The organism is Desulfurispirillum indicum S5 (genome assembly GCF_000177635.2).
Taxonomy (GTDB): Bacteria; Chrysiogenota; Chrysiogenetes; order Chrysiogenales; family Chrysiogenaceae; genus Desulfurispirillum; species Desulfurispirillum indicum.
The window spans coordinates 447,567-468,347 of the sequence record NC_014836.1 but is presented as its reverse complement, the minus strand read 5'-3'; the positions used below and the strand labels follow the sequence as shown (position 1 = coordinate 468,347).

17 protein-coding genes are annotated in these 20,781 nt (G+C 58.8%); 4 read left to right on the top strand and 13 right to left on the bottom strand.

Translation table 11 applies throughout. The features are described from left to right. Positions 1–5: 5 nt before the first annotated feature. The gene (locus SELIN_RS02230) at positions 6–1,556 is read right to left on the bottom strand and encodes a nickel-dependent hydrogenase large subunit (RefSeq protein ID WP_013505084.1); all 1,551 of its coding nucleotides are present in this window, start codon (positions 1,554–1,556) and stop codon (positions 6–8) included. A gap of 199 nt (positions 1,557–1,755) precedes the next feature. On the opposite strand from SELIN_RS02230, the gene SELIN_RS02225 reads away from it, so the two are divergent. From SELIN_RS02225 to SELIN_RS02210, 4 genes are all read left to right on the top strand, one after another. Next, positions 1,756–2,475, top strand: a complete 720-nt coding sequence (locus SELIN_RS02225; protein ID WP_013505083.1) for a response regulator transcription factor — start codon at positions 1,756–1,758, stop codon at positions 2,473–2,475. Between the two features lie 225 nt (positions 2,476–2,700). Next, positions 2,701–4,848, top strand: coding sequence for a methyl-accepting chemotaxis protein (locus SELIN_RS02220; protein ID WP_013505082.1), 2,148 nt, complete (start codon positions 2,701–2,703; stop codon positions 4,846–4,848). Between the two features lie 103 nt (positions 4,849–4,951). After that, a complete protein-coding gene (locus SELIN_RS02215) occupies positions 4,952–7,519 on the top strand; it encodes a circularly permuted type 2 ATP-grasp protein (RefSeq protein ID WP_013505081.1) in 2,568 nt (855 codons plus the stop codon). Then, on the top strand, positions 7,516–8,394 hold the full coding sequence (locus SELIN_RS02210; RefSeq protein ID WP_013505080.1) for a transglutaminase family protein: 879 nt from the start codon (positions 7,516–7,518) through the stop codon (positions 8,392–8,394). Before SELIN_RS02215 ends, SELIN_RS02210 begins: the two co-directional genes overlap by 4 nt. 26 nt (positions 8,395–8,420) lie before the next feature. On the opposite strand, the gene SELIN_RS02205 is transcribed toward SELIN_RS02210, so the two are convergent. The 12 genes from SELIN_RS02205 to SELIN_RS02150 form a co-directional block, all read right to left on the bottom strand. Further along, positions 8,421–9,431, bottom strand: a complete 1,011-nt coding sequence (locus SELIN_RS02205; protein ID WP_013505079.1) for an LPP20 family lipoprotein — start codon at positions 9,429–9,431, stop codon at positions 8,421–8,423. 2 nt (positions 9,432–9,433) lie between these two features. After that, positions 9,434–10,768 (bottom strand): COG3014 family protein, encoded by a 1,335-nt coding sequence (locus SELIN_RS02200; RefSeq protein WP_013505078.1) that lies wholly within the window; start codon positions 10,766–10,768, stop codon positions 9,434–9,436. A gap of 17 nt (positions 10,769–10,785) precedes the next feature. Next, positions 10,786–11,388 (bottom strand): penicillin-binding protein activator LpoB, encoded by a 603-nt coding sequence (locus tag SELIN_RS02195; protein ID WP_013505077.1) that lies wholly within the window; start codon positions 11,386–11,388, stop codon positions 10,786–10,788. A gap of 134 nt (positions 11,389–11,522) precedes the next feature. Beyond that, on the bottom strand, positions 11,523–11,798 hold the full coding sequence (locus SELIN_RS02190; RefSeq protein ID WP_198007110.1) for a S4 domain-containing protein: 276 nt from the start codon (positions 11,796–11,798) through the stop codon (positions 11,523–11,525). Positions 11,799–11,832: 34 nt separating this feature from the next. Then, a complete protein-coding gene (locus tag SELIN_RS02185; protein WP_013505075.1) occupies positions 11,833–12,792 on the bottom strand; it encodes a peptidylprolyl isomerase in 960 nt (319 codons plus the stop codon). A gap of 15 nt (positions 12,793–12,807) precedes the next feature. Further along, on the bottom strand, positions 12,808–13,650 hold the full coding sequence (locus SELIN_RS02180) for a peptidylprolyl isomerase (protein ID WP_013505074.1): 843 nt from the start codon (positions 13,648–13,650) through the stop codon (positions 12,808–12,810). Between the two features lie 267 nt (positions 13,651–13,917). Further along, on the bottom strand, positions 13,918–14,955 hold the full coding sequence (locus SELIN_RS02175; protein WP_013505073.1) for a UDP-N-acetylglucosamine--N-acetylmuramyl-(pentapeptide) pyrophosphoryl-undecaprenol N-acetylglucosamine transferase: 1,038 nt from the start codon (positions 14,953–14,955) through the stop codon (positions 13,918–13,920). Further along, positions 14,939–16,069, bottom strand: a complete 1,131-nt coding sequence (gene ftsW / locus SELIN_RS02170) for a putative lipid II flippase FtsW (RefSeq protein WP_226509059.1) — start codon at positions 16,067–16,069, stop codon at positions 14,939–14,941. Before ftsW ends, SELIN_RS02175 begins: the two co-directional genes overlap by 17 nt. A 5-nt stretch (positions 16,070–16,074) precedes the next feature. Beyond that, positions 16,075–17,394 carry a UDP-N-acetylmuramoyl-L-alanine--D-glutamate ligase gene (gene murD / locus SELIN_RS02165; RefSeq protein ID WP_013505071.1) on the bottom strand — a complete coding sequence of 440 codons (1,320 nt, stop codon included), beginning with the start codon at positions 17,392–17,394 and terminating at the stop codon, positions 16,075–16,077. 5 nt (positions 17,395–17,399) lie between these two features. Beyond that, on the bottom strand, positions 17,400–18,473 hold the full coding sequence (gene mraY, locus SELIN_RS02160) for a phospho-N-acetylmuramoyl-pentapeptide-transferase (protein WP_013505070.1): 1,074 nt from the start codon (positions 18,471–18,473) through the stop codon (positions 17,400–17,402). Next, a complete protein-coding gene (locus tag SELIN_RS02155; RefSeq protein WP_013505069.1) occupies positions 18,463–19,800 on the bottom strand; it encodes a UDP-N-acetylmuramoyl-tripeptide--D-alanyl-D-alanine ligase in 1,338 nt (445 codons plus the stop codon). Before SELIN_RS02155 ends, mraY begins: the two co-directional genes overlap by 11 nt. Next, entirely contained in the window at positions 19,797–20,723 is a 927-nt protein-coding gene (locus tag SELIN_RS02150; RefSeq protein ID WP_013505068.1) for a lysophospholipid acyltransferase family protein, read from the bottom strand. Before SELIN_RS02150 ends, SELIN_RS02155 begins: the two co-directional genes overlap by 4 nt. Positions 20,724–20,781 lie beyond the last annotated feature (58 nt).

Here is a 20,781-nt window from a genome sequence, read left to right as displayed (position 1 = left end):
CTCCTTCAATGTACCGAACAGCCGATACAGGGGTCTGTTGAGCGCACAATGCGCGCCAGCTCCATGGGATTGGCGGCATCGGCCACCTCGGTACCCTCCAGCATCTTCTCCACCGCACCGGGGTTGCCACGGCCATCGCGGGGAGACATATTCCAGGTGGTGGGAACCACCATCTCGTAGTTGCGGATCACGCCCTTGCCATCGGTTTCAATCCAGTGAGCCAGGGCACCGCGGGTCGCTTCGGTGATGCCGACCCCTCGCGCATTCACCGGCACCGGGTGGTGGGTGAAGCCAAGCACGTCGGGACGCACTTCCGCCAGCTGCCGCTCCATGTGCCGCAGGGTAAGGTCCGCCAGAATATAGCGACTCAGGTGACGACCCATAACGGAGGGGTAGTCGTCAATGGTAATACCCAGTTCACGATTCAGGCGGTTGACCATGGCGGTCAGCTCTGGATTGGAACCACTGCGGTAGGTATTGACCACCCGGGCTGCCGGGCCCACCTCCATGGCATGACCATCATAGCGCGGCGCACGGTTCCAGCTGTACTTGCCATCGACCTTCCCCTGCTCGACTTCAAAGTCACGGGCGCTCAGAGGGCGCAGGGTATCAGTCTGCAGCGGGCGCAGCAGGGGGCTGGAACCATTGTGGTAGTAAGCGTAGGAGTGGTCCTCGGTAATTTTCCCCAGATCCAGGGGGCGATAGCTTCCTCCGATGGTGACGCCACCGGCGAAGAAGAAATTCTCGCCATTGCCGTCGGGCAGATAGGGAGCCGAGAGGGTATTCCCATAGCCTTTGCCTTCCTTGAAGTAAGCGGGAAAGGCCTTAGCCACTGCCAGGACATCATTGCCGTAGCGATTGCGCACAAAATCTGTGCAGTGGCTGAGCAGAGTGCCGAAGTGGGCGAGGCGGTCCACCGTTGGCATGGTGGTCACGCCACCCGCCTCAATGGCCACCGGATGGGGCGCTTTGGCACCGAAGATGGCCACCATCTTGTGCAGTTGGGCCATGATTTCGATGGCATCAAGGTAGCCTTTTATTCCGGAAATATTTACTTCATGGTCAGAACAGTAGGTTGCTTCGTAACGGGGCAGAAAAGGCGCCGCCGGAAATACCTTGTTATTGGCCAGTTCATGCTGAACCCACGACTTCACCTGCAGCAGCGCCTGATCATTGCCCCGGTATTCCAGTACGGCGGTGATATCAATAAAATCCAGGGCGCACAGGGTATAAAAATGCAGCAGGTGATCCTTAATCTGGTAAACTCCGACGGTGAGATTGCGCAGCAGCTGACCATTGACATTGGGCCGGATGCCCATGGCACTCTCCAGGGCCAGGGCCGAAGCTTCCGCGTGGGCGTACGGGCAAACCCCGCAGGTGCGCTGGGTAATATGCTGGGCTACCCGGGCGTCAAACCCCTTGAGGGCCTTTTCAATGCCTCGGAACATGTCGCCACTGCAGCGGGCTGATTTGACCCGTCGGCCTTCCATGGCCGTCTCGACGCGCAGATGCCCCTCAATGCGTGTGACGGGGTCAATAATAATTTTCTCCCCCATGGAACAAACCTCCCGAAATAAAACATAGCTTGAAAATTGCCGCGCAGCCACACGGACTCCCACAATCTGAGCTGCAAAATCATTGTAAACCATAAAAGTATCAGGAAAGTATCAAAGATAACATTTTTCTATTCACACCCGACTGGTTTTGCGCTAAGCTCCTGTACGTGAAGCTATTCTGCAGATGGAGCCCACCCCGATGACCCCCCTCGAAGTTGTCAAGAACCTCAACGCTCTGTACGTCGAAGATGAGCCGCTGCTGCGCGAAGAGACGGCCAAACTCCTGACACGATACTTCGCGCACCTTCACGTGGCTGACAATGGCAAAAGCGCCCTGGAAATATTCGAACGCGAACCCATTCACATCGTCATTACCGATCTGAAGATGCCGGTCATGGGTGGCCTTACCCTTGCCAAAGAAATACGCAGACTCGACTCCCGCACGCCCATATTCATCACCAGTGGTTATGCTGAAACCGAGGATCTGCTGCAGGCCGTCAAACTCAACTTCGTCGACTACCTCCTCAAACCCATCGACCTCTCCAGGCTGCGTCAGGCACTGGTCGCCTGCGTGGAGAAGCTGGAAGAAAACGGCGAACTCTTTGTGCGCATTGATGATAATGTGAGTTACAGCGCCTTGAAGAAAAACCTGCTGGTCAAGGGTTCCACCATCTCCTTGACCAGCAAGGAGAGCTGCCTGCTGGAGCTGCTGCTGAAAAAACGCGGGAGTCTTGTGTCACAGCGGATGATCGAAAGCGTTGTGTATGGTGACGAGGAGATGAGCGAAGCCGCCCTGAAGAACCTGCTCTTGCGGCTGCGCAAAAAAATAGGCCACCATCATATCAGGAGCGTGCGCAGCATGGGCGTGATACTGGAAGCACCTTCGACTCAGCAGCCACCAAACGCAAATCGCAAATAGGCTTGTCTGGTTAATGACAGAAATCACCAAGATCGTTTTTTCTCAAATGCCCGCTCTTTTGGCACCAGCTGCACCCCTCCTGCATTTTGCCACCTTTTTACGCAGTGAATTCCCGTCATATCCCTGACATTCCAGGGGGGAATGTGATATTGCGGACACTTCCGGTTTCTGGCGGGCTCCTTGCTATAGCAGGAGGCCTCACAAGAAACGAGGCGAGGTGTTTCCATGTTACTCACAAGCGACGCGATGTCCCTGACCGCCAGCGAACGACGCTGGCTCCCCTGGACGGGCCGTACCGGTAAACTGGCAATGGGCTGGTCGTGCCTGCTGAATCGTCATTCATACCATGCGGTGGAAGAAACCTTCGAGGGCATTGCCCAGACCCGCACCACCCTGCTGCAGGACTGGACACAGCAGAAGTGGGAATATCTGCGCCATCTGGCAGACCAGCTGGGAGAGGATGTCTCCCAGACAGGGAGCATCATCGAAGCACGCCGCTCGCGGCTGCTGGAGATCGCGGAGCTCTTCGTGGTCGACCCGGCAGGCATGATCCTGGCATCGACTCTACCCTGGCGCAAAGGAAAGCGCACCTTCAGCGAACAGGCCCTGGCCGTGGGCCTGCGTCAGCCCTTCCTCCATGGCCCCTATGTTGATCCGGACACCGAACGCATCGGCCCTACCACTTCGTCATTCCACGATGCGGTTACCCTGATGTTCCACCAGCCTATCTGCGACAGCAGTGGCCAGACCCTGGGTGTGCTCTGCGCCAGGGTGCCCAATGACGTGGTCAGCGACCTGATTCAGCGCGAAGCCGGGCACATCTATCCTGAATCCGGCGACAATTATATCTTCATGGTAAAACCGGTTTTCGACTCCCGCATTCCCGTCGGCACCGCCCTCTCCCGCTCGCGCTTTGAGGACAGCACCTTCTCCCATGGCGAGAACCTGAAGGAGGGTATTGACTCCGGTTATGGCGTTATCAAAATCCACAACCACACCGAGTTTGAAATCACGTTCACGGACCCTGCCACCGGTCAGCTGCACCCCGGTGTGCGCGAGACCATCAGAAATGGTCAGAACCTCTACATCAAATACCCCGGCTACTCCGACTATCGCCATATTCCCGTTATCGGCAAGGGCGTCACCTTCCAGCTGCCCGGATCCCTGGACACCTGGGGCATGATGTGCGAAGCAGACCTGGAGGAGGTCTACCGCCGCCGCTCCATCAATTATCTGCTCATGCGCATGTTCCTGGTTATCATCACCGGCATGGGCGCTCTGAATCTCTTCTTCACCTTTGGCATCGGCCTGGCCGCTCCGCTTATTCACATGGCCAACGCCACCCTCTTCCTCGGCAGCGCCTGGATCTTCTACCGCCTGGGAGTCAACCGCATCGTCGGGCGCATGCGAGCCATGAATGATGTCATCCGCACCATTGCCGAAGGAGGCGGAAATCTCTCCCTGCGGCTCGACCAGCGCTACCTCAGCGGCGATGAGACCGGCGAAATGGCTCGCTGGATCAACAGCTTCATTGACAACCTGGACAGCACGATCCACCAGGTGGTTCGCTTCACCCATGAAGCACGCCACGCCAACGACGAGATGATCGATCAGAACCGCTTTGTGGATAGCGCTACCCGTCAGATGGAAACCGCCATAGAAAACATGCTGCAGGAGCTGGACAGTCAGATGAGCGAAACCAGCAGCGCTGCTGTGACCGCAGGTCAGATGCGCGCGGAGATGGACAGCGTCATTGCCAACGCCCAGAGTCAGTTCCAGCAGGTACGCCGGGAGACCCAGCGCATCCGCGATGCCATACACAGCTCTTCGCGCAGTATTCAGGAAGTTGACCAGCGCACGGAGGAGATCGCCGGTATCGCCGATGTCATCAACGATATCGCCAGCCAGACCAACCTTCTGGCCCTGAACGCCTCCATTGAGGCCGCCCGTGCCGGTCAGTACGGACGAGGCTTCGCCGTGGTGGCCCAGGAAGTCAGCAAGCTGGCCGAACGCACCACCGACGCCACCAAGGAGATCAGCGCCATGCTGGCCAGCGTGCGCGCCCAGACCCAGCAGGCGGTGGGGATCATGCACAATGGCGTCAGTGAAGTGGATCGCGGACTGAGCCTGGCCGAAGAAGCTGCAGCGGATAACAGCAGCCTCTATGATGTCATCGAAGAGATGCTGGAAGCCATCCGCCGTATCTCCGCCCGCAGTGAGGGCCACGCCGCCAATATTTCCCAGGTGCGCGGCAGCACCACCCAGGTGCGCCAGTCGGTTGTCCATCTCTCCCAGGCCTCGGACACCGCCCGCAACACCAGCAGTAAGCTGCAGCGCCTGATGGGGCGCTTCCGGGTATCCGCCCTCTCCTGAGCTGTCCGGGTTTTTAGCAAAGATCGTGATTTTGCGTGACTTCCGCTTTGCCGCTGGTTTATTTTGGTGCTGAATTTCAGTTTTTCTGGCACAGGAAGAGCGCATGGAACAGGCACCGGAAATACCTCCACGGCTGCGGGGATATCTCAAAAACAGCACCTCCTACGATGAAATGTGGACCCAGGACGGCACCATTCAGCCGCACTGGCAACAGTTCATGAAATATATCACCGCCATGGAACCCGCCGAAATCGGCCACACCCAGCAGGAGATGCAGCAGCTGCTGCGGGAAAACGGCGTCACCTACAGCACCTTCCACGACGAAGGCTCCCACAGCCGCCCCTGGCAGCTGGATATGATCCCCCTGCTCATCGAAGGCGAAGAGTGGCTGACCGTTGAAGCAGGCCTGCTGCAGCGGGCCTGTCTGCTGGACATGATCATGGCGGATCTCTACGGACCCCGCAAGCTGATCCGGGAAGGGCTGCTCCCCCTGGAGCTTATCTACGGTCACAGTGGCTTCCTGCGTCCCTGTGACCAGGTCGCCGCTGCCGGCAGCCGCAATATCGTCCTCTACGCCGCTGACCTGGCCAGGGGCCCCGATAATCGCATCTGGGTACTCAATGACCGCACCCAGGCCCCGTCCGGTCTGGGATATGCCCTGGAAAACCGCATGATCATGTCCCGCATCATGCCCTGGTTGATGCGCAGCTACCAGACCCACCGCCTGGCCAGCTTCTTCCGGGTGCTGCGGGAAACCCTTTCCAAACTCGCTCCCCAGCAGCGGGAGTTTCCCCGCATCGTACTCCTGAGCCCCGGAGCCCGAGACGAAATGTATTTTGAGCACGCCTACCTCGCCACCTACCTGGGCTACACCCTGGTGCAGGGCGACGATCTGACGGTGCGCGATGGGCGCGTCTGGCTGAAGTCCATCGATGGGCTGCTGCAGGTGGATATCATCCTGCGCCGTGTCATGGACACCCAGTGCGATCCCCTGGAGCTGGACAAGAACTCCTACCTGGGCGTCCCCGGGCTCCTTGAAGCCGTGCGTCGAGGCAATGTCACCGTCGTGAACCCTGTGGGCTGTGCCGTTATGGAAAACCCTGGACTGATGGCCTTTCTGCCGGCCATCGCCCGCTATTATCTCAATGAAGACCTGATTTTGCCCATGGTCGCCACCTGGTGGTGCGGGCAGGAACGCGAAAAGCAGCACGTCCTGACCAACATCGACAAGCTGGCCATCATCAGCACCCTCCACGACCCAAAAGGCCAGATTGTCTACGGCCCCCTGCTGAGCAAGCGGGAGCTGGAGAACCTGAAAGCCCGTATCAAAATGACCCCCTACGCCTTCAGTGGCCGCGAAATCGTGCAGTTCTCCACGGCCCCCTCCCTCACCGGCGACCAGCTGGAGCCGCGCAGGGCCTTTATGCGAAGCTTTCTCGTGGCAGGGGACCAGGGTTACACCGTCATGCGTGGTGGCCTGGCCCGCAGCGTCCCCGAGCAGACCAAGAAAGAGATCCGCAATGGCGGCAACCCCATCACCAAAGACACCTGGATACTCTCTTCCAAGCCCCAGGAGCATATCAGCCTCTGGAAACAGGAGTCACTGGAAAGCCTGATCCGCCAGCAGAGCTCACTGCCAAGCCGCACCGCAGAAAACCTCTACTGGGTCGGTCGTTATGCCGAACGGGTGGAAACCACTGCCCGCCTGCTGCGCACCACCCTCTCAAGCCTGGCAGACCGGGACTCCTACAGCGACGACGCCACGGAGAATGCCAGCCTGCGCGCCCTGTTGCAGACTACGACCCAGCTCACGGGAACCCTGCCCGGCTTTGTGGGCGATGACGCCCTGGAGCGTTTGCAGAAACCCGAGGAAGAACTGCTGAGCATCATCATCGACCCCAAGCGCGTCGGCAGCCTCAGCTCCAGCATCAACGCCTTCCTGCGCGGAGCTTTCAGCGTCCGCGAACGCTGGTCCTTCGACACCTGGCGCATTATCAACGACATGGAGGAGCACTGGAAAAAAGCGTACCGCAAGAACAGCAATAATATCTTCCGCCTGCACACCGAACTCAACCAGCTGATCACCTCCATGGTGGCGTTTACAGGGCTGACCATGGAAAGCATGACCCGTGAAGCCGGCTGGCGCATGCTGGATATGGGGCGTCGCATTGAGCGTGCCCTGCTGCTGATCACCCTTTTTCGCGCAACGGTCTCCGCCAGCCATGAGGCCAGGGTAGAGTACGTCCTGCTGGAAGCGCTGCTGGCAACCTGCGAGAGCCTGATCACCTACCGGCGCCGCTACCGCTCGGCCCTGCACCTGGAAGGGGTGCTGGAACTGGCACTGCTGGACGAAGTGAACCCCCGCTCCCTGGCCTATCAGATAGGCACTCTGCGCCAGCACGTGGACCAGTTGCCACGTCAGCGCATTCCTTCGCGCCTTGATGAGGATGAGCGACTGATCCTGGACGTCTCCACCGCCCTGAAGCTGGCCCAGGCCAGCGAGCTCAGCCGGGTGAGCCTGGACGGCACCATGCACACCGAGCTCGAAGAGCTGCTGATTCACCTGGAGAGCTCTCTGGAGAAGCTCTCCGTCGTCATCAACCGTACTTTCTTCCGCCACGCCGCCGACCGGCGACAACTGGTGAAAACCCTGCTGGAGGTGGAACTATGATGTTTCGCGTCACCCACACCACCACCTACTCCTACAGCGACAGCGTCGACCTGTGTTATAACGAAACGCGCATCAAGCCGCGCTCTTTCTCGCGGCAGGTGGTACAGAGCAGCTCCATGAATATCACGCCTTCGGCTGATGACTACCGGGAACGCACCGACTTCTTCGGCAATTACGTCAGCTACTTCTGCATGCAGAAGCCCTATCGGGAGATGATCATCAAAGTGATCAGCGATGTGAAAATCCTGGGAAACCAGGGCCGCGATCCCCTGCAACAGCCCATAAGCTGGGAGGAGACCCTGAAAACTCTCAGTTCCTGCCTTGATGAACCCACCATCAACGCCCGCCAGTACACCATGGCCTCGCCGCTGGTTCCGGTCTTTCCTGAGCTGCGCGAATACGTCAGCCAGTACCTGGAACCGGAAAAACCCCTGGTGCTGGTGGCCCGTGACCTCATGGCAGGCATCTTCCATGATTTCCGCTATGTCCCCGGCTTTACCACCATCACCACCTCCCTGACCGAGGTCATGCGCCACCGCCAGGGAGTCTGTCAGGATTTTGCCCACGTGGCCATTGGCTGCCTGCGCTCCATCGGCCTGGCCGCCGGCTATATGAGTGGCTATCTCGAAACGCTGCCGCCTCCCGGACAGGAGAAGCTGGTGGGGGCCGATGCGTCCCACGCCTGGTTCACCGTCTATGTACCGGGCTGGGGGTGGGTGCACTTCGACCCCACCAATAACCAGCTGCCCGACCAGCAGCACATCGTCTGCGCCTGGGGTCGTGACTACTCGGACATTATCCCCATCAACGGCGTTGTCTACAGCAGTGGCAAGGATGAACTGGAAGTGTCCGTGGACGTAAGCCGCATCGGATAACTCCTGTTCCGTCTTTCAGGAAGTGATTATGGTTGCCCTGCCTCCACAAACAGTTTCATGGCGTGGAGTTCCGTGGCCCTGATGGCCTGCTCCAGGGCGCGCCGGCTGGCGGTGGCAGCCTGCTGAGCCGATTCGCGGATCGGGGTACTGTGACGGTTGAGCACATTGCCGTCGGCATCGCTGAGGACCATGTCCACCGATGCGCGCACCCAGTACCAGCGATCCTGATACACGGGCGTCGCCGATTGCAGCGTGACATTCAGGGTATAGTCCCCCTCGGGAACCACCCGCAGACCCCAGGTGCTCAGGGCACCGCTGGCGGCTGCCTGCAGCTGATCGGCTCCCTGATCGGCAGTGGCCACCACCCGGATGGTTCTGGTTGCCAGCAGCTCACGCTGCCTGGTCTGCAGAGCATTGATTTCGTACTCGCGCACGGGGGACAGGCCGGTGCGATCCAGCACCTGCAGCATCTTCTCCACGGGCAGGCGGCTGCGCTGCAGCTCTATGGCCTGCTGCAGTTCACTGACCGCACCCAGCACATCGGAGCGCCGGGTGGCCTGCTCCACGTGGTGGCGTGTGCGACTATCGATGTCAGCGGCCTGATTCTCCAGGTTCAGTACCGTACGGCCCCGATGCAGTACCGCCAGGGCGTGGTAGCTTCCCGACTGGCTGTCGTACCAGCTCTCGCCGATTTCCACCCCTTCAAGCACGCGATTGACCCGCGCGTTCACCTCCACTTCATACTGCTGCTGAATCTGGGGCGCGGCGGTGCCCTCCACGCGCTCAAGGACATGGGTACGCACTTGAGAGCTCACCTGCACCTGAAAGAATTTGGCCAGGTCCGCGCGGGCTCCGTCAGCGGCAATGGCGGGAGTTGGCCCGCTGCCGCGGCCCAGCACATAGCTGCTGGCGGGAAAGCGTTCGCTCTCTCCCGTCAGCCATGTCGGGTGGGTGGGTGCCGAGGTATCCCTGCTGGCGCAGGCGCTCAACAGGAGAGTGAGAGACAGGGCGAGAAGGGCGGAAATCAGGCTACGCATGGCTATCTCCTTGGGGAATGGGAAAGGTGAGAGGGGATCCAGTGGGGCGAGAGCACCGCAATGCCGCCCGCTTCCACCGTGACACTTTCAAGACGCAGGGAGTCGACCACCTGGCCGAAGGCGCCCAGGATTTCCAGCTGAAGTTCGTGTTCGCCCGCTGGCAAAGAGAGGCGAACCATGTGTATTTCCTGGGGCAGGGTCAGCCAGCTGCGGGTATCAGCGGTCTCCGTGGCAATGCTGGCGATGTTGGCGATAAATCCCGCCAGGGGCCCCGCCTGCTCCTGCACTTCCTTGACGGTCTGATCCTTGGCGACCATGCGGGCAATGGCCCGGGCGGTAATGGCACCCATTTTTGCCTGCAGGGTATCGAGGGCAACGGCATTGATATCATGGGCCCTTTCTGCGGAAACCATCATGGGGGGTTGCCCGGTGCGCAGGCGCACGCCATGGGCCGCGCGTGGGCGGGCTTCGTAGGTGGGAAGGGAAATGCGCAGGACGCGATTGGGGGAGTGCTGTATCAGGGCGCTCTCTTCACGTTTGATGGGGGCAAGGCCGCTGCTGAGAATCACCACCACTTCACCATGGCCACTCGTGAGGGCAGGTGGCTCCCATTCAGCCATTCCGAACTCCTGCTGCAGGCGCTCCAGCTCCTCGCGGTACCCAATGCGGTGAGCCATACGCAGCAGATCGTGGCGCAGCTGGCCCGGAGGCGCTACGCCAAAGTGCCTGGCATACTCCTGATAGGTTTCATAGGACCGCCGATAGGCAATCAGGGCATCGCTGTACTCCCGGTGGATTTCGTAAACCATGCCGGTTATGTAGCGGGCCAGGGCGTCTTCGCGGTAGTTGCCGGTAAAGCCGGCCTGGGCCATTTCCAGTAATTTGATGTCCACCTGCAGCGCTTCCACACGGGCACTGTCAGGCTCTCCCAGCTCCAGGTAGTTCAGGGACTTGTACAGGTGAACCAGCACCTGCTCGAACTCCTCGCCCACGTAGGACATGGTGCTGTCGTTGAGGACAAAGGAGCCAAACTGCTCGCTGATGCTGACCGCGCGCAGTTTTTCCATGAGGTTCTTGGCCTCTTCAAGGCTGCGATTGCTCTGAGCAAACTCTCCGTCCATGCGCAGCAGCATGCCCCGATTCAGCAGGTGCAGCACCTGGTTGCGGGAACCGGGAGTGGTCCTTTCCAGATGCTGCAGTGCTTCACGGGGATTCTGGGCCTGCAGACTGCGTTCTAACATGAGAAAAGAGTCGCTGTAGGTGGCACAGCCACCGCTCAGCATGGCTGCCAGCAGTACCCAGGGCAGCAGTGGTCGCCGAAAGACTGCACTGGCCATAGTTGCTACGGTGGCGCTTACGAGCGTACCCGTGAACGCTCAATGAGCTTGCGGATCTTCTTCTGACCAATCCAGACAATGCGGTTGCTCTCAAGGTCGGTCAGGGAGAGATCAACCTGATAGTACTTCACCTGGGTGCGGCCTTCCACGTCGATAATGGTGTTGATGGTTCCGCTGAGCATATAGTCAGCACCAATCTCCTGGCCCATACGGGACCGAGTCTCTTCGCGGGCGTGCAGATCCTGATCGCGCCGCTCTTCGCGCAGGTCAGTGCGATCTTCCGCCGAGGCCACAAAGTCAACGCGTCCGGAGTTGATGAGCTCGCGCTGAATGTCAGAGATGAAGGTGCGCATATTGATGTGCTCATGGCTGAGGTTGCGCATGGAGCCCACGATGACCGTCGGCTGCCGGTTGTTGCTCTCCACGAAGTTCGGCAGCCAGCGTTGGGAGAGAACATCGCCCACCATTTCACGGGAAACCAGGCGGGAATCGGTATCGTTCCAGTTTCCACTGAGATCACGGGTCTCTTCCAGATCAATGCGGCTGACTTTCTGGGAGCATCCGGCAAGAATAAGGGTCAGGGTCATCAGGGTCAGGAGCAGGCGTATGGCTCGATGCATGGCTACCTCCACGGGGTAATATAATCGGAAATATCGCGTAAAACCCTTACAGAAAGGGCAAAGGCTACTCGCAATCCAGGGGCAGACAACGGAAAACAGGGGCGAGACCCGCAGATGGGGCTCTCAGCAGCCTGTTAAAAGTCATCGTCCTCCTCATCATCATCAAACCAGTCGAGGATGTTAATCTGCTTGCGTTCATTTTTCAGCACCGAGTAAAGTTCAGCGGCGCGATCTTTGCGCACGTTGCCACCGGGGAGTTCCTCGATCCTGGCCTCCACCAGGCGTGAAGCGCTGTCAATGGCGATGGTATCACCCACCAGCAGTTTGGTGCCGGCTTTTGCGACCCGGCCATTCACCTGAACCATGCCCTCGTCACACATCTTCTTGGCCAGAGGGCGTCGTTTGATCAAGCGCGATTTCTTCAGAAAGATGTCAAGGCGCATATCAGCTGTTTTCTTTCAGGTTGTACTGGATAACGGCACTGTCCCTGAGTTCATCCATCAGGCCCTGCAGCCTGCGCTCCTGCTTTTCCCGCAGCAGCGCTGCGCGGGTGCGTGAAAAGTCCTCATCGGACATTTCACGGTTAAAGCCCAGATCATACAGGTGCAGAATGTGGTAGCCCACACTGGAGCGCACCAGGGTCGTCTGCCCCTTTTCCATACTGAAGATCGCCTGGTCCAGCTCGCGCAGCAGGCGTCCGCGGCGCACGTCCTTCATCAGGCCACCTTCGGCGGCATTGGGCCCTTCGGAATACTGGCGCGCCGCCTCTTCAAATTCAATGTCACCGCTGATGATGCGCTCATGGAGACGTTCGGCAATCCGGATGGCCTGATCGTCACTCTTGCCATCCAGCGCAATCAGCACATGGCCCACATCGGCGTAGGGAATACGCTGGAAGCGTCCTTCGCGAAAAGCGCTGACCACCTCAAGTTCACTGACACTGATCTCCTGACTCAGTTTCTGGCCAATCTGCATGACCAGGAGCTGAACCCGGATATCGCGCCGATAGGACTCCATGGAGATTCCCTCATCGGCCAGCATTGATTCCAGAGCGCTGCGGCTGACATTGTTGTTGGCAGCTACCTGGTTAATGGCCTCTTCCACCTGCTGTGCGGAGATAAAGATGCGGTTGCGCCGACCGTAATCTTCCAACAGCATCTGCTCCACTTTCTGATGGGTTCCTTCCAGGAGCATCTGCATGGTTGCCTCCCGGGCCTGCTCGTCGGCAAGGCCTCTGGTGGCACGTTCGATATGTTCCTTATTGGCCTGGCGAACTTCCTGAATCGTAATGGGTACTCCGTTTACCACAGCCGCAATACCATCCACCAGAGTGGCAGCACTGAGGGCAGCACTGAGGGCAGCACCGCAAAGCACAATAAACAGGCTGAAACCGATTTTTTTCATGGGGGTATCCTGAGCTTACTGAATGCGATCCTTGTGGGTCCTGACCGAATAGCGCAGTTCCAGTTCCTGGATAAGGCGCATCAGGGCTTGATTCTGTTTTTCCTCGGCGATGATTTCCGTCACACGATCCCTGGCCTCATCCAGGCTGACCGTACGGGAGGGGTTTTTCTCGTGAACCTTGATGATGTGGTATCCGAATTCCGTTCGCACCAACTCAGGGTGGACGCCAACTTCCGCCGCAAAGGCGGCGTCTTCAAATTCCTTCACCAGGCCCTGTCCACGGTAGAATTCGCCGATAAAGCCTTCCTGGCGGGCACTGCCCGGATCCAGGGAGTGCTCACGGGCCAGCTGACCGAAATTTTCACCGGCGCGGGCCCTGCGCAGCACTTCACGGGCCTTCTGCTCGTCTTCCAGCAGAATATGGCTGGCGGCTACGGTCGCCTGGGTGACAAAGCGTGCTTTGTTGCGCTCGTAGAACTCCTTGAGGTCCTGTTCACTGACGCTGACATTGCGGCTGAGGTACTCCTCAAGGAAGGCGTTGATCATCAGCTCGCGCTCAAGGAGTTTCAGGCGGTTGCGCACCACTTCATTTTCCTGGAAGTTCTGACGCTGGGCCTCATGGTAAACCATTTCCTGACGTACCAGCTCATCCAGGAGCTGCGCCTTGAACTCCGGGTTCGAACGCACCTGGGCACGGAGTTCATCGGGCAGGCTCTGGATAGCGCGATTCAGATCCTGCTGGGTAATCTGACGTTTTTCCACGGTAGCAAGAACCGTATCGGAAGCCAGTGCCACACCGGCAAGCGTTCCCAGGGTCAAGCCTGCAGCCAGGCAAAGGCGCAATGTCATTTTTTTCATGGGTGTCTCCTTGTATGATTTCTCAGTGTCATTTCACATATGAGCTGAAGCACCTTAACAGGCTGCTGAAAAACCCTCATCTGCTCGCTCCGCGAGCGCCTTGCACCTGAGTATTCTTCCATTGCCTGAGTATTGTGAAGTGTTTCAGCAATCTGTTAGGCCATCATTTCTCAACAACCTGTTATGACTATCAGAATATGGCGGGTATTGCAAGGTGACCCACATGCTGGCTGCTGCTTTCCGGAACGCCTGCCGGCAGCAGAATGCTTAACTCATGCGGATCGCGCCAATAATGCGCTCCGTCAGGGTGCTGGCATCAGTGTCAATTTCAAGTCCCTGCATGTTCCCATGATATTGATCTACGCAAGACAGAAAGGTCCGGACCTTATCCATGGCACCCCGCTCAAATTCCTCCTGGCGGTACACCAGGGCGCAGCCACGATCTTCAAAGTACTTTGCGTTGGCGTACTGGTGGTCGTGAGCCGCATGGGGAAAGGGAATAAAGAGGGAGGGAACCCGCAGCTGCATCAGCTCAAAGGCGGCGCCGGCACCACTGCGGGAGATAGCTGCCACGCTGCCCGCCATAATGTGGTGGATATCGTCACTGAAGGCAAAGGGGAGGTAGTTGGCGGGAAGCTGCCTGCCATAGCGCTCATGGAGCATCTGCATGTGTTTTTCGTGCATCAGACTGCCCGTCTGATGGTAGACCGGCATGCCAAGATCCGTCAGCTCACCCAGGTGATCGCCCACAAAGGTGTTCAGAAAGAGGCTCCCCTGGCTGCCCCCCAAGATCAGCAGGTGCTCCCGCTCATCGGCTGGTGCTGGCACCAGGGCACTGTGGCGCAGGGGCAGGCCCACATGCTCGCCAATGTTCCCATAAGCACTGAAAGACCGCGTGGTAACACGATCGAGCAGGCGATTGGTCAGGCCGGCAATGGCGTTCTGTTCGTGGATGAAACAGGGCACCCCCATCAGCCTGCCGGCAATGATTGCAGCAGCACTGGAGTAGCCGCCAAAGCCCACCACGGCATCGGGACGCATCCGGCGCATCAGCAGCAGCAGCTCCTTGACAGCAAAGACGAGCTGCCAGCCAGCCTGCAGTTTTTTCAAGGCGGAATGCCCCAGCATGCCACTGAGCTCCAGCAGAAGAAAATCCGCCGTGAAAGCAGCCACTTTTTCCGCCTCAATCCCTCGGCGACTGCCCACATAGTAGACGTCAAAACCCTTTTCCTGAAAAGATTTCAGTGCTGCCATGGCGGGAAAGAAGTGGCCACCGGTTCCTCCACCGCTAATGAGAATACGCATGGGTACGCTGCCTTTCTGTGTTGCGGGCAACATTGACCACCAGCCCCAGCAGGAGCATGGTGGTGACCAGGCTGGATCCGCCATAGGAGATAAGCGGCAGGGCAAGCCCCTTGGTGGGCAGTGCTCCGACAGCGACTCCCAGGTTAAAGAATATCTGCACCATCAGCAGATAGGAGATACCAAAGGTAAGATAGGTTTCAAAATAGCTGCGGGCTTCGCTGCCGACTTTGATGATGTAGAGCAGCAGGACCGCATACAGCAGCACCACCCCCATACCCCCCAGAAAACCGAGCTCTTCGCAGATGACAGCGAAGATAAAATCCGTATGGCTTTCCGGCAAGTAGAATATCTTTTGCGCCCCCTCGCCGAGCCCGACACCCCACAGCCCGCCACTGCCGATGGCAATGGCGGACTGCATGGCCTGATACCCCTTGCCAAGCGGATCTTCAAGGGGATTCAAAAACGCCTGAATGCGGCGCAGGTGGTAGCCGTCGGAGAGAAAGATATCGTAATAAATATAGGGAATAATCAGCAACAGCAGCAGAACCATGCTTTTTTTACGCACTCCCGCCAGCAGCGACAGGGAGTAGATCACCACGACGATAATGGCCGGCGTTCCCCGGTCGGGCTCCATGAAGATGAGCAGCACGATGGACATCAGAACAATGACGATGGTGGGCAGGGCATTGCGGGCAGGCTCATCGCGATCCGCGCACTGGGCGTATTTGTGGGCAGCGTAGAAGATCAGCACCCCCTTGGCCAACTCCGATGGCTGCAGGGAAAAGGGGCCGAAACGAATCCAGCGGTAAGCCCCGTTGATGGGATCCTGGAAAAAGACCAGCATCAGCAGAACCATCACCACAATGGTTGCCATGAAAGCAAACTGACGCATTTTCTCCAGGTCAACCAGAACCGCACTGAGAAATACCAGCGAACCGATCAGCAGCCAGACCAGCTGCCGTTTCAGGTAGTAGGCCGGGTTACCGTACAGATCCGCTGAAGTGATGCTGCTGGCGCTGTAGATAAATACCGCGCCAATGAAGCAGAGCGTCAGAATCAGCAGACAGATTTTGTGCGACGTCTGCAGCCGTGATCTGGATGCCACCTGGGCCATGGTGCTCACAATTGCTGCACCGCCTGCTCAAAAACGGCCCCGCGATGTTCAAAGGAGGTGAACATGTCAAAACTGGCGCATCCAGGGCTTAAGAGCACTGTGTCACCGCTGACAGCCTGCTTCCATGCCTGGCTGACGGCATCGGCCATGTCATCGGCCAGAAGCACTGATACCGACTTGCCCAGGGCTCCGGCAATCTGGTGGCGCGCCTCGCCAATGGCGAGAATCAGTTTGCAGGACGCCTTGACCGCTCCGGCAAGCTGGGCAAAATCCCCTCCCTTGTTGCGACCACCAGCAATGAGAATGATATTCTTCTGCCCCTCCAGGGACTTCAGAACCGCGCCGATATTGGTGGCCTTGGAGTCATCGATGTAGCGCACGCCCACGATTTCACGCACCAGCGTCATGCGATGGGGCAAGGGGGCAAATCCTTCCAACCCAGTGCCAATCTGCTCCGGGCTGAGTCCATACAGACGCACGGCCGCCAGGGCGGCTGCGACATTCTCCATATTGTGCAGACCCTCCAGGCAAAGGCGATCGGCTGGCGCCTCCAGCAACTGGCCATTGACCTTGCCCCTGACTCCCTGAACGGTGCAGTTGAGGAAGTTATCGACCATCTGTCGGCTGCGACTGCTGAAGAAGACCCTGCGGGCCGGTATATGGTTGTCACTGGTGAGCGTACGTATCACCGGATCATCGTGGTTGAGCACGCACCAGTCTTCCGCGGTCTGGTTGAGAAAGATGCGTTCCTTGGCATCAACATAGTGTTCAAAGGTATCATAGCGGTTGAGGTGATCCTCGGTAACGTTCAGCAGCACGGCAATATCCGGTCGGAAGGTCTGAATTGTCTCCAGCTGGAAGCTGGAAAGCTCCAGCACCGTCACCTGACAACCCAGGGCCAGGGTGTCCAGGGCAGGCAGTCCGATATTGCCTGCCGCCACGGCACTGATACCACTTTGCTGCAGGATATGGGCAATCAGCGCCGTGACCGTCGATTTCCCGTTGGTGCCGGTTACCGCGATGATGGCTCCCTCGTACTCCTGGTAGAAGAGTTCAATATCATTGACCATGGGCCTGTCAAAGGACCGTATATCCACCCCGGGGCTGGCCACAACCAGACCCGGATGCTCCGCAAGGCACTTTGCGATACTCCCGGGGCCACTGACAAGAGTCACGGCACCCGCCAGCTCTCCGGGCACATGGGCCGAAGAACCATCATCGGCAAGAGTCACCGGGCAACCACGGGCAACCAGAAAGCGGGCGGCGCTGACGCCGCTTTTGCCGGCACCGAGAATCAGAACCGGCGAACCCTTTTCGTACAACATGCCGTCTACCTCATCTTCAAGGTACTGAGCCCGACCAGGGCCAGGATAATGGCAACGGTCCACAGGCGCACGATGACCTTGGACTCGCTCAGGCCACCCAGTTCAAAATGGTGGTGGATAGGTGCCATGCGAAAAACCCGCTTGCCCGTCAGCTTGAAAGAAGCCACCTGAATAATAACGCTGAGCGCTTCCAGGACGAAGAGCCCTCCGATAATGGCCAGCAGAATCTCCTGCTTCGCCATGACCGCCACAGCTCCCAGGCTGGCCCCGATGGAAAGCGAACCCACGTCACCCATAAAGATCTCCGCCGGATGGGAGTTGTACCACAGGAAGCCAAGACCCGCCCCGCACAGGGCGAACAGAAAGATAGTCAGCTCACCCACACCGCGCACAAAGGTGATCAGCAGATAGTTGGCAAAACCGGCGTGGCCGGTGGCGTAGACAATAACCGCGAAAGCACCGGCGCAGATCAGCACCGCACCGATGGCCAGGCCATCGAGGCCATCGGTCAGATTGACCGCGTTGGAAGAGCCCACGATGACAAGCATGGCGAAGGGAATAAACCACAGGCCAAGATCCAGGGCGTACTGCTTGTAGAAGGGGATGTTCAGGCCAGTGGAGAAACCACTGGCATAGAGAACATAGGCCACAAAAAGCGCCAGCAGGCACTGGCCCAGCAACTTTTTACGCCCAGAAAGACCATTGGAGGTATTACGGAAAATTTTAAGCAGATCGTCGGCCAGGCCAATCAGGCCCCCCACAACCATGGTTAATACAATCAGCCACACATACATATTCTTCAGATCCGCCCAGAGCAGGGTGGGGATAACCGTGGCAAAGATAATCAGAATGCCGCCCATGGTGGGAGTACCGCGCTTGCCGCTGTGACTCTGGGGGCCATCGGTACGGATAACCTGGCCAAACTGCTTGTTGCGCAAATAGGCAATCAGGGAAGGCCCCAGCAAAAACGAGAGCAGCAGAGCCGTAATGGCCGCGTAGATCGCCCGGAAGGTTATATAGCGAAAGACGTTCAGCACCGGAAACTGTTCCGCCATGGGATAAAGGAGGTTATAGAGCATCAAGAAGCCTTTCCATTTGGTTTCCTCGGGAACCTTTTACCAAAACCACAGCATTCTGGCAATTCGCAAGTCGTGCCACAACGTCCTCCAGAGTGGGGCAGTGGGTGGCAATATCCGCACCCAGCTCATCGGCCAGGAAGCGAGCCTCGTCACCATAGGTCAGCACCAGGTCACAATTGATCGCCGAGGCCACCTTGCGGTGTTCACGCTCGCTGAACGCCCCCAGTTCGCGCATCTCTCCCAGCACCGCCACGCGATAGCCCGGATAGTGGGAAAAATCCTCCAGGGCCGCCCGTAACGAACCGGGATTGGAATTATAGCAGTCAAATATATAGGTATTTCCCCCACGGCGATGAAGCTCCCAGCGCAGGGGCGGCAACTGAACCCTTCGCAACCCCGCCTGCAGGGCCGCCTGATCAAGACCCAGCTTCAACCCGGCGGCAATCGCCAGCAGACTGTTTTTCACCATGAATTTCTGCCCAAAAGGCACTGTCAGGCTCAGCAGCCCGTGGCTCCAGGGGTGACGAATCTCCAGATGGTATCCGCCTTCACCACGGAGCTCCATGGACTGGGGAAAAACCTGGCAGCCCGCTGTGAAACCCACGCTGAGCACATCCTGGTGTCGCTGGCGCGCCCTATCCAGCAGTTCCTGGCCATCACCGTCAACAATCAGGCAGGAGCAGTGGCGTGCCAGCTCCAGCTTGGCCTCCAGAATAGCAGCGAAACTCCCCAGTTTCCCTATGTGGGCCGAACCGACATTGGTAATCAGGCCGATCTGCGGTTGCAGCAGTTCAGCCAGAGCGTCTATCTCCCCGGAACCGCTCATGCCCAGCTCAAAAACACCTATGGCGGCATCAGCAGGCGTCCCCAACATGGAGAGCGGCAGACCGATATGGTTATTGTAGTTGCCCGTTGTACCGGCACTTGTCGGAAAAAGAGTGCGCAGACAGGCACTGACCGTGGTTTTGCCAGAGCTGCCAGTCACCGCCACCACGGGAAATTCCCACTGCTGCCGCCAGTTGGCCGCCAGAATTGCCAGTGCCGCCAGGGTATCGGGAACCACCAGCAGGGCATGGCCCGCGTCGATGAGCTGCTGGTGATCTGCGGGCAGCTGATGCACCAGGGCGCCGGCTGCACCCTTGCGGCAGGCATCGGCAATATAGGCGTGACCGTCATCGCTTGCTGTTGCCAGCGCGATGAAGAGTTCCCCTGACTGAACCCGGCGGCTGTCGATGGCAAAGCCGGCGAAGGTCGCGCCAGGCTCACCCAGCAGGGTCGCCTCGGGGTGAAGGGCAGCCAGCTGCGCCCATGAACATATTTTCTTCACAGGGTATCCTCGTTTCGCGAATCGCAGGAAAGGGCGCGCCGCCGATACAGGGATGGCTCGCCATCCGGCCGGCTGCGAAAGCGTTTGTAACTCCATTGATACTGCTCCGGAGCACGGCGCACACAATCTTCTACACCAGCATTCATGGCCGTTGCGGCAATATGCAGGTCACTGTGGGCGACATCGGCAGGGGCCGGACTGAAGTGAAGCGCGAACCCCGCCCCCCGGGGCAGCCGTCTGGCCCAGGCATACACGACCGGAGCTCCGCTGCGGCGCGCCATCTTGGGCAGCAGGACCATGGTTTTGGCGACGATGCCGAAAAAGGGCGCGAAGACACCGGCCCCGTAGCGGGGGTCCTGGTCGGGCAGAATGGCGATGATGCCACCGGTCTGCAGGCGCTCATAGAGCTTCTTGACCCCACTGGCATCGGTGGGCACCAGGGTGGCACCGCTGCGCTGGCGACCATCGCGGGCGATGTAGTCCATGGCGGGCTTGCGTGATGGGCGGTAGAGGGAGGTCATCGGATAGCGTTTACCCACATAGAGGCCCACAGCCTCCCAGGAACCAAGATGGGGAACCGCCAGGATCAGACCTTTGCCGGCAGCCAGGCCCGCCCGGACATGCTCTTCGCCATGCACCTCCCGTATCAGTCGCTCCACCCGCTCGACGGGCAGAAACCACAGAGGCCCCATCTCCAGAGCGGTTCTGGCGGTCTCGCCAAGCGTTGTGCGCACCAGCGCACGGCGCTCCCCCGGGCTCATATGGGGGAAGCACAGGGCAATGTTGATAGCTGCTACACGGCGGTGCACGCTGGAAAAGGAGTCAAGCAGAAACCCCGCAAAGGAACCCAGTGCATGGAGCACCGGCAGGGGTATATGGGCGAGAAATCGCAGGAAATATTCAACGATACGGGCCTGAAACATGAAAACGCTGCCTCTGCATCAAGGAAAATCGCAAAGACAGAATATAGCAGGAATGGGG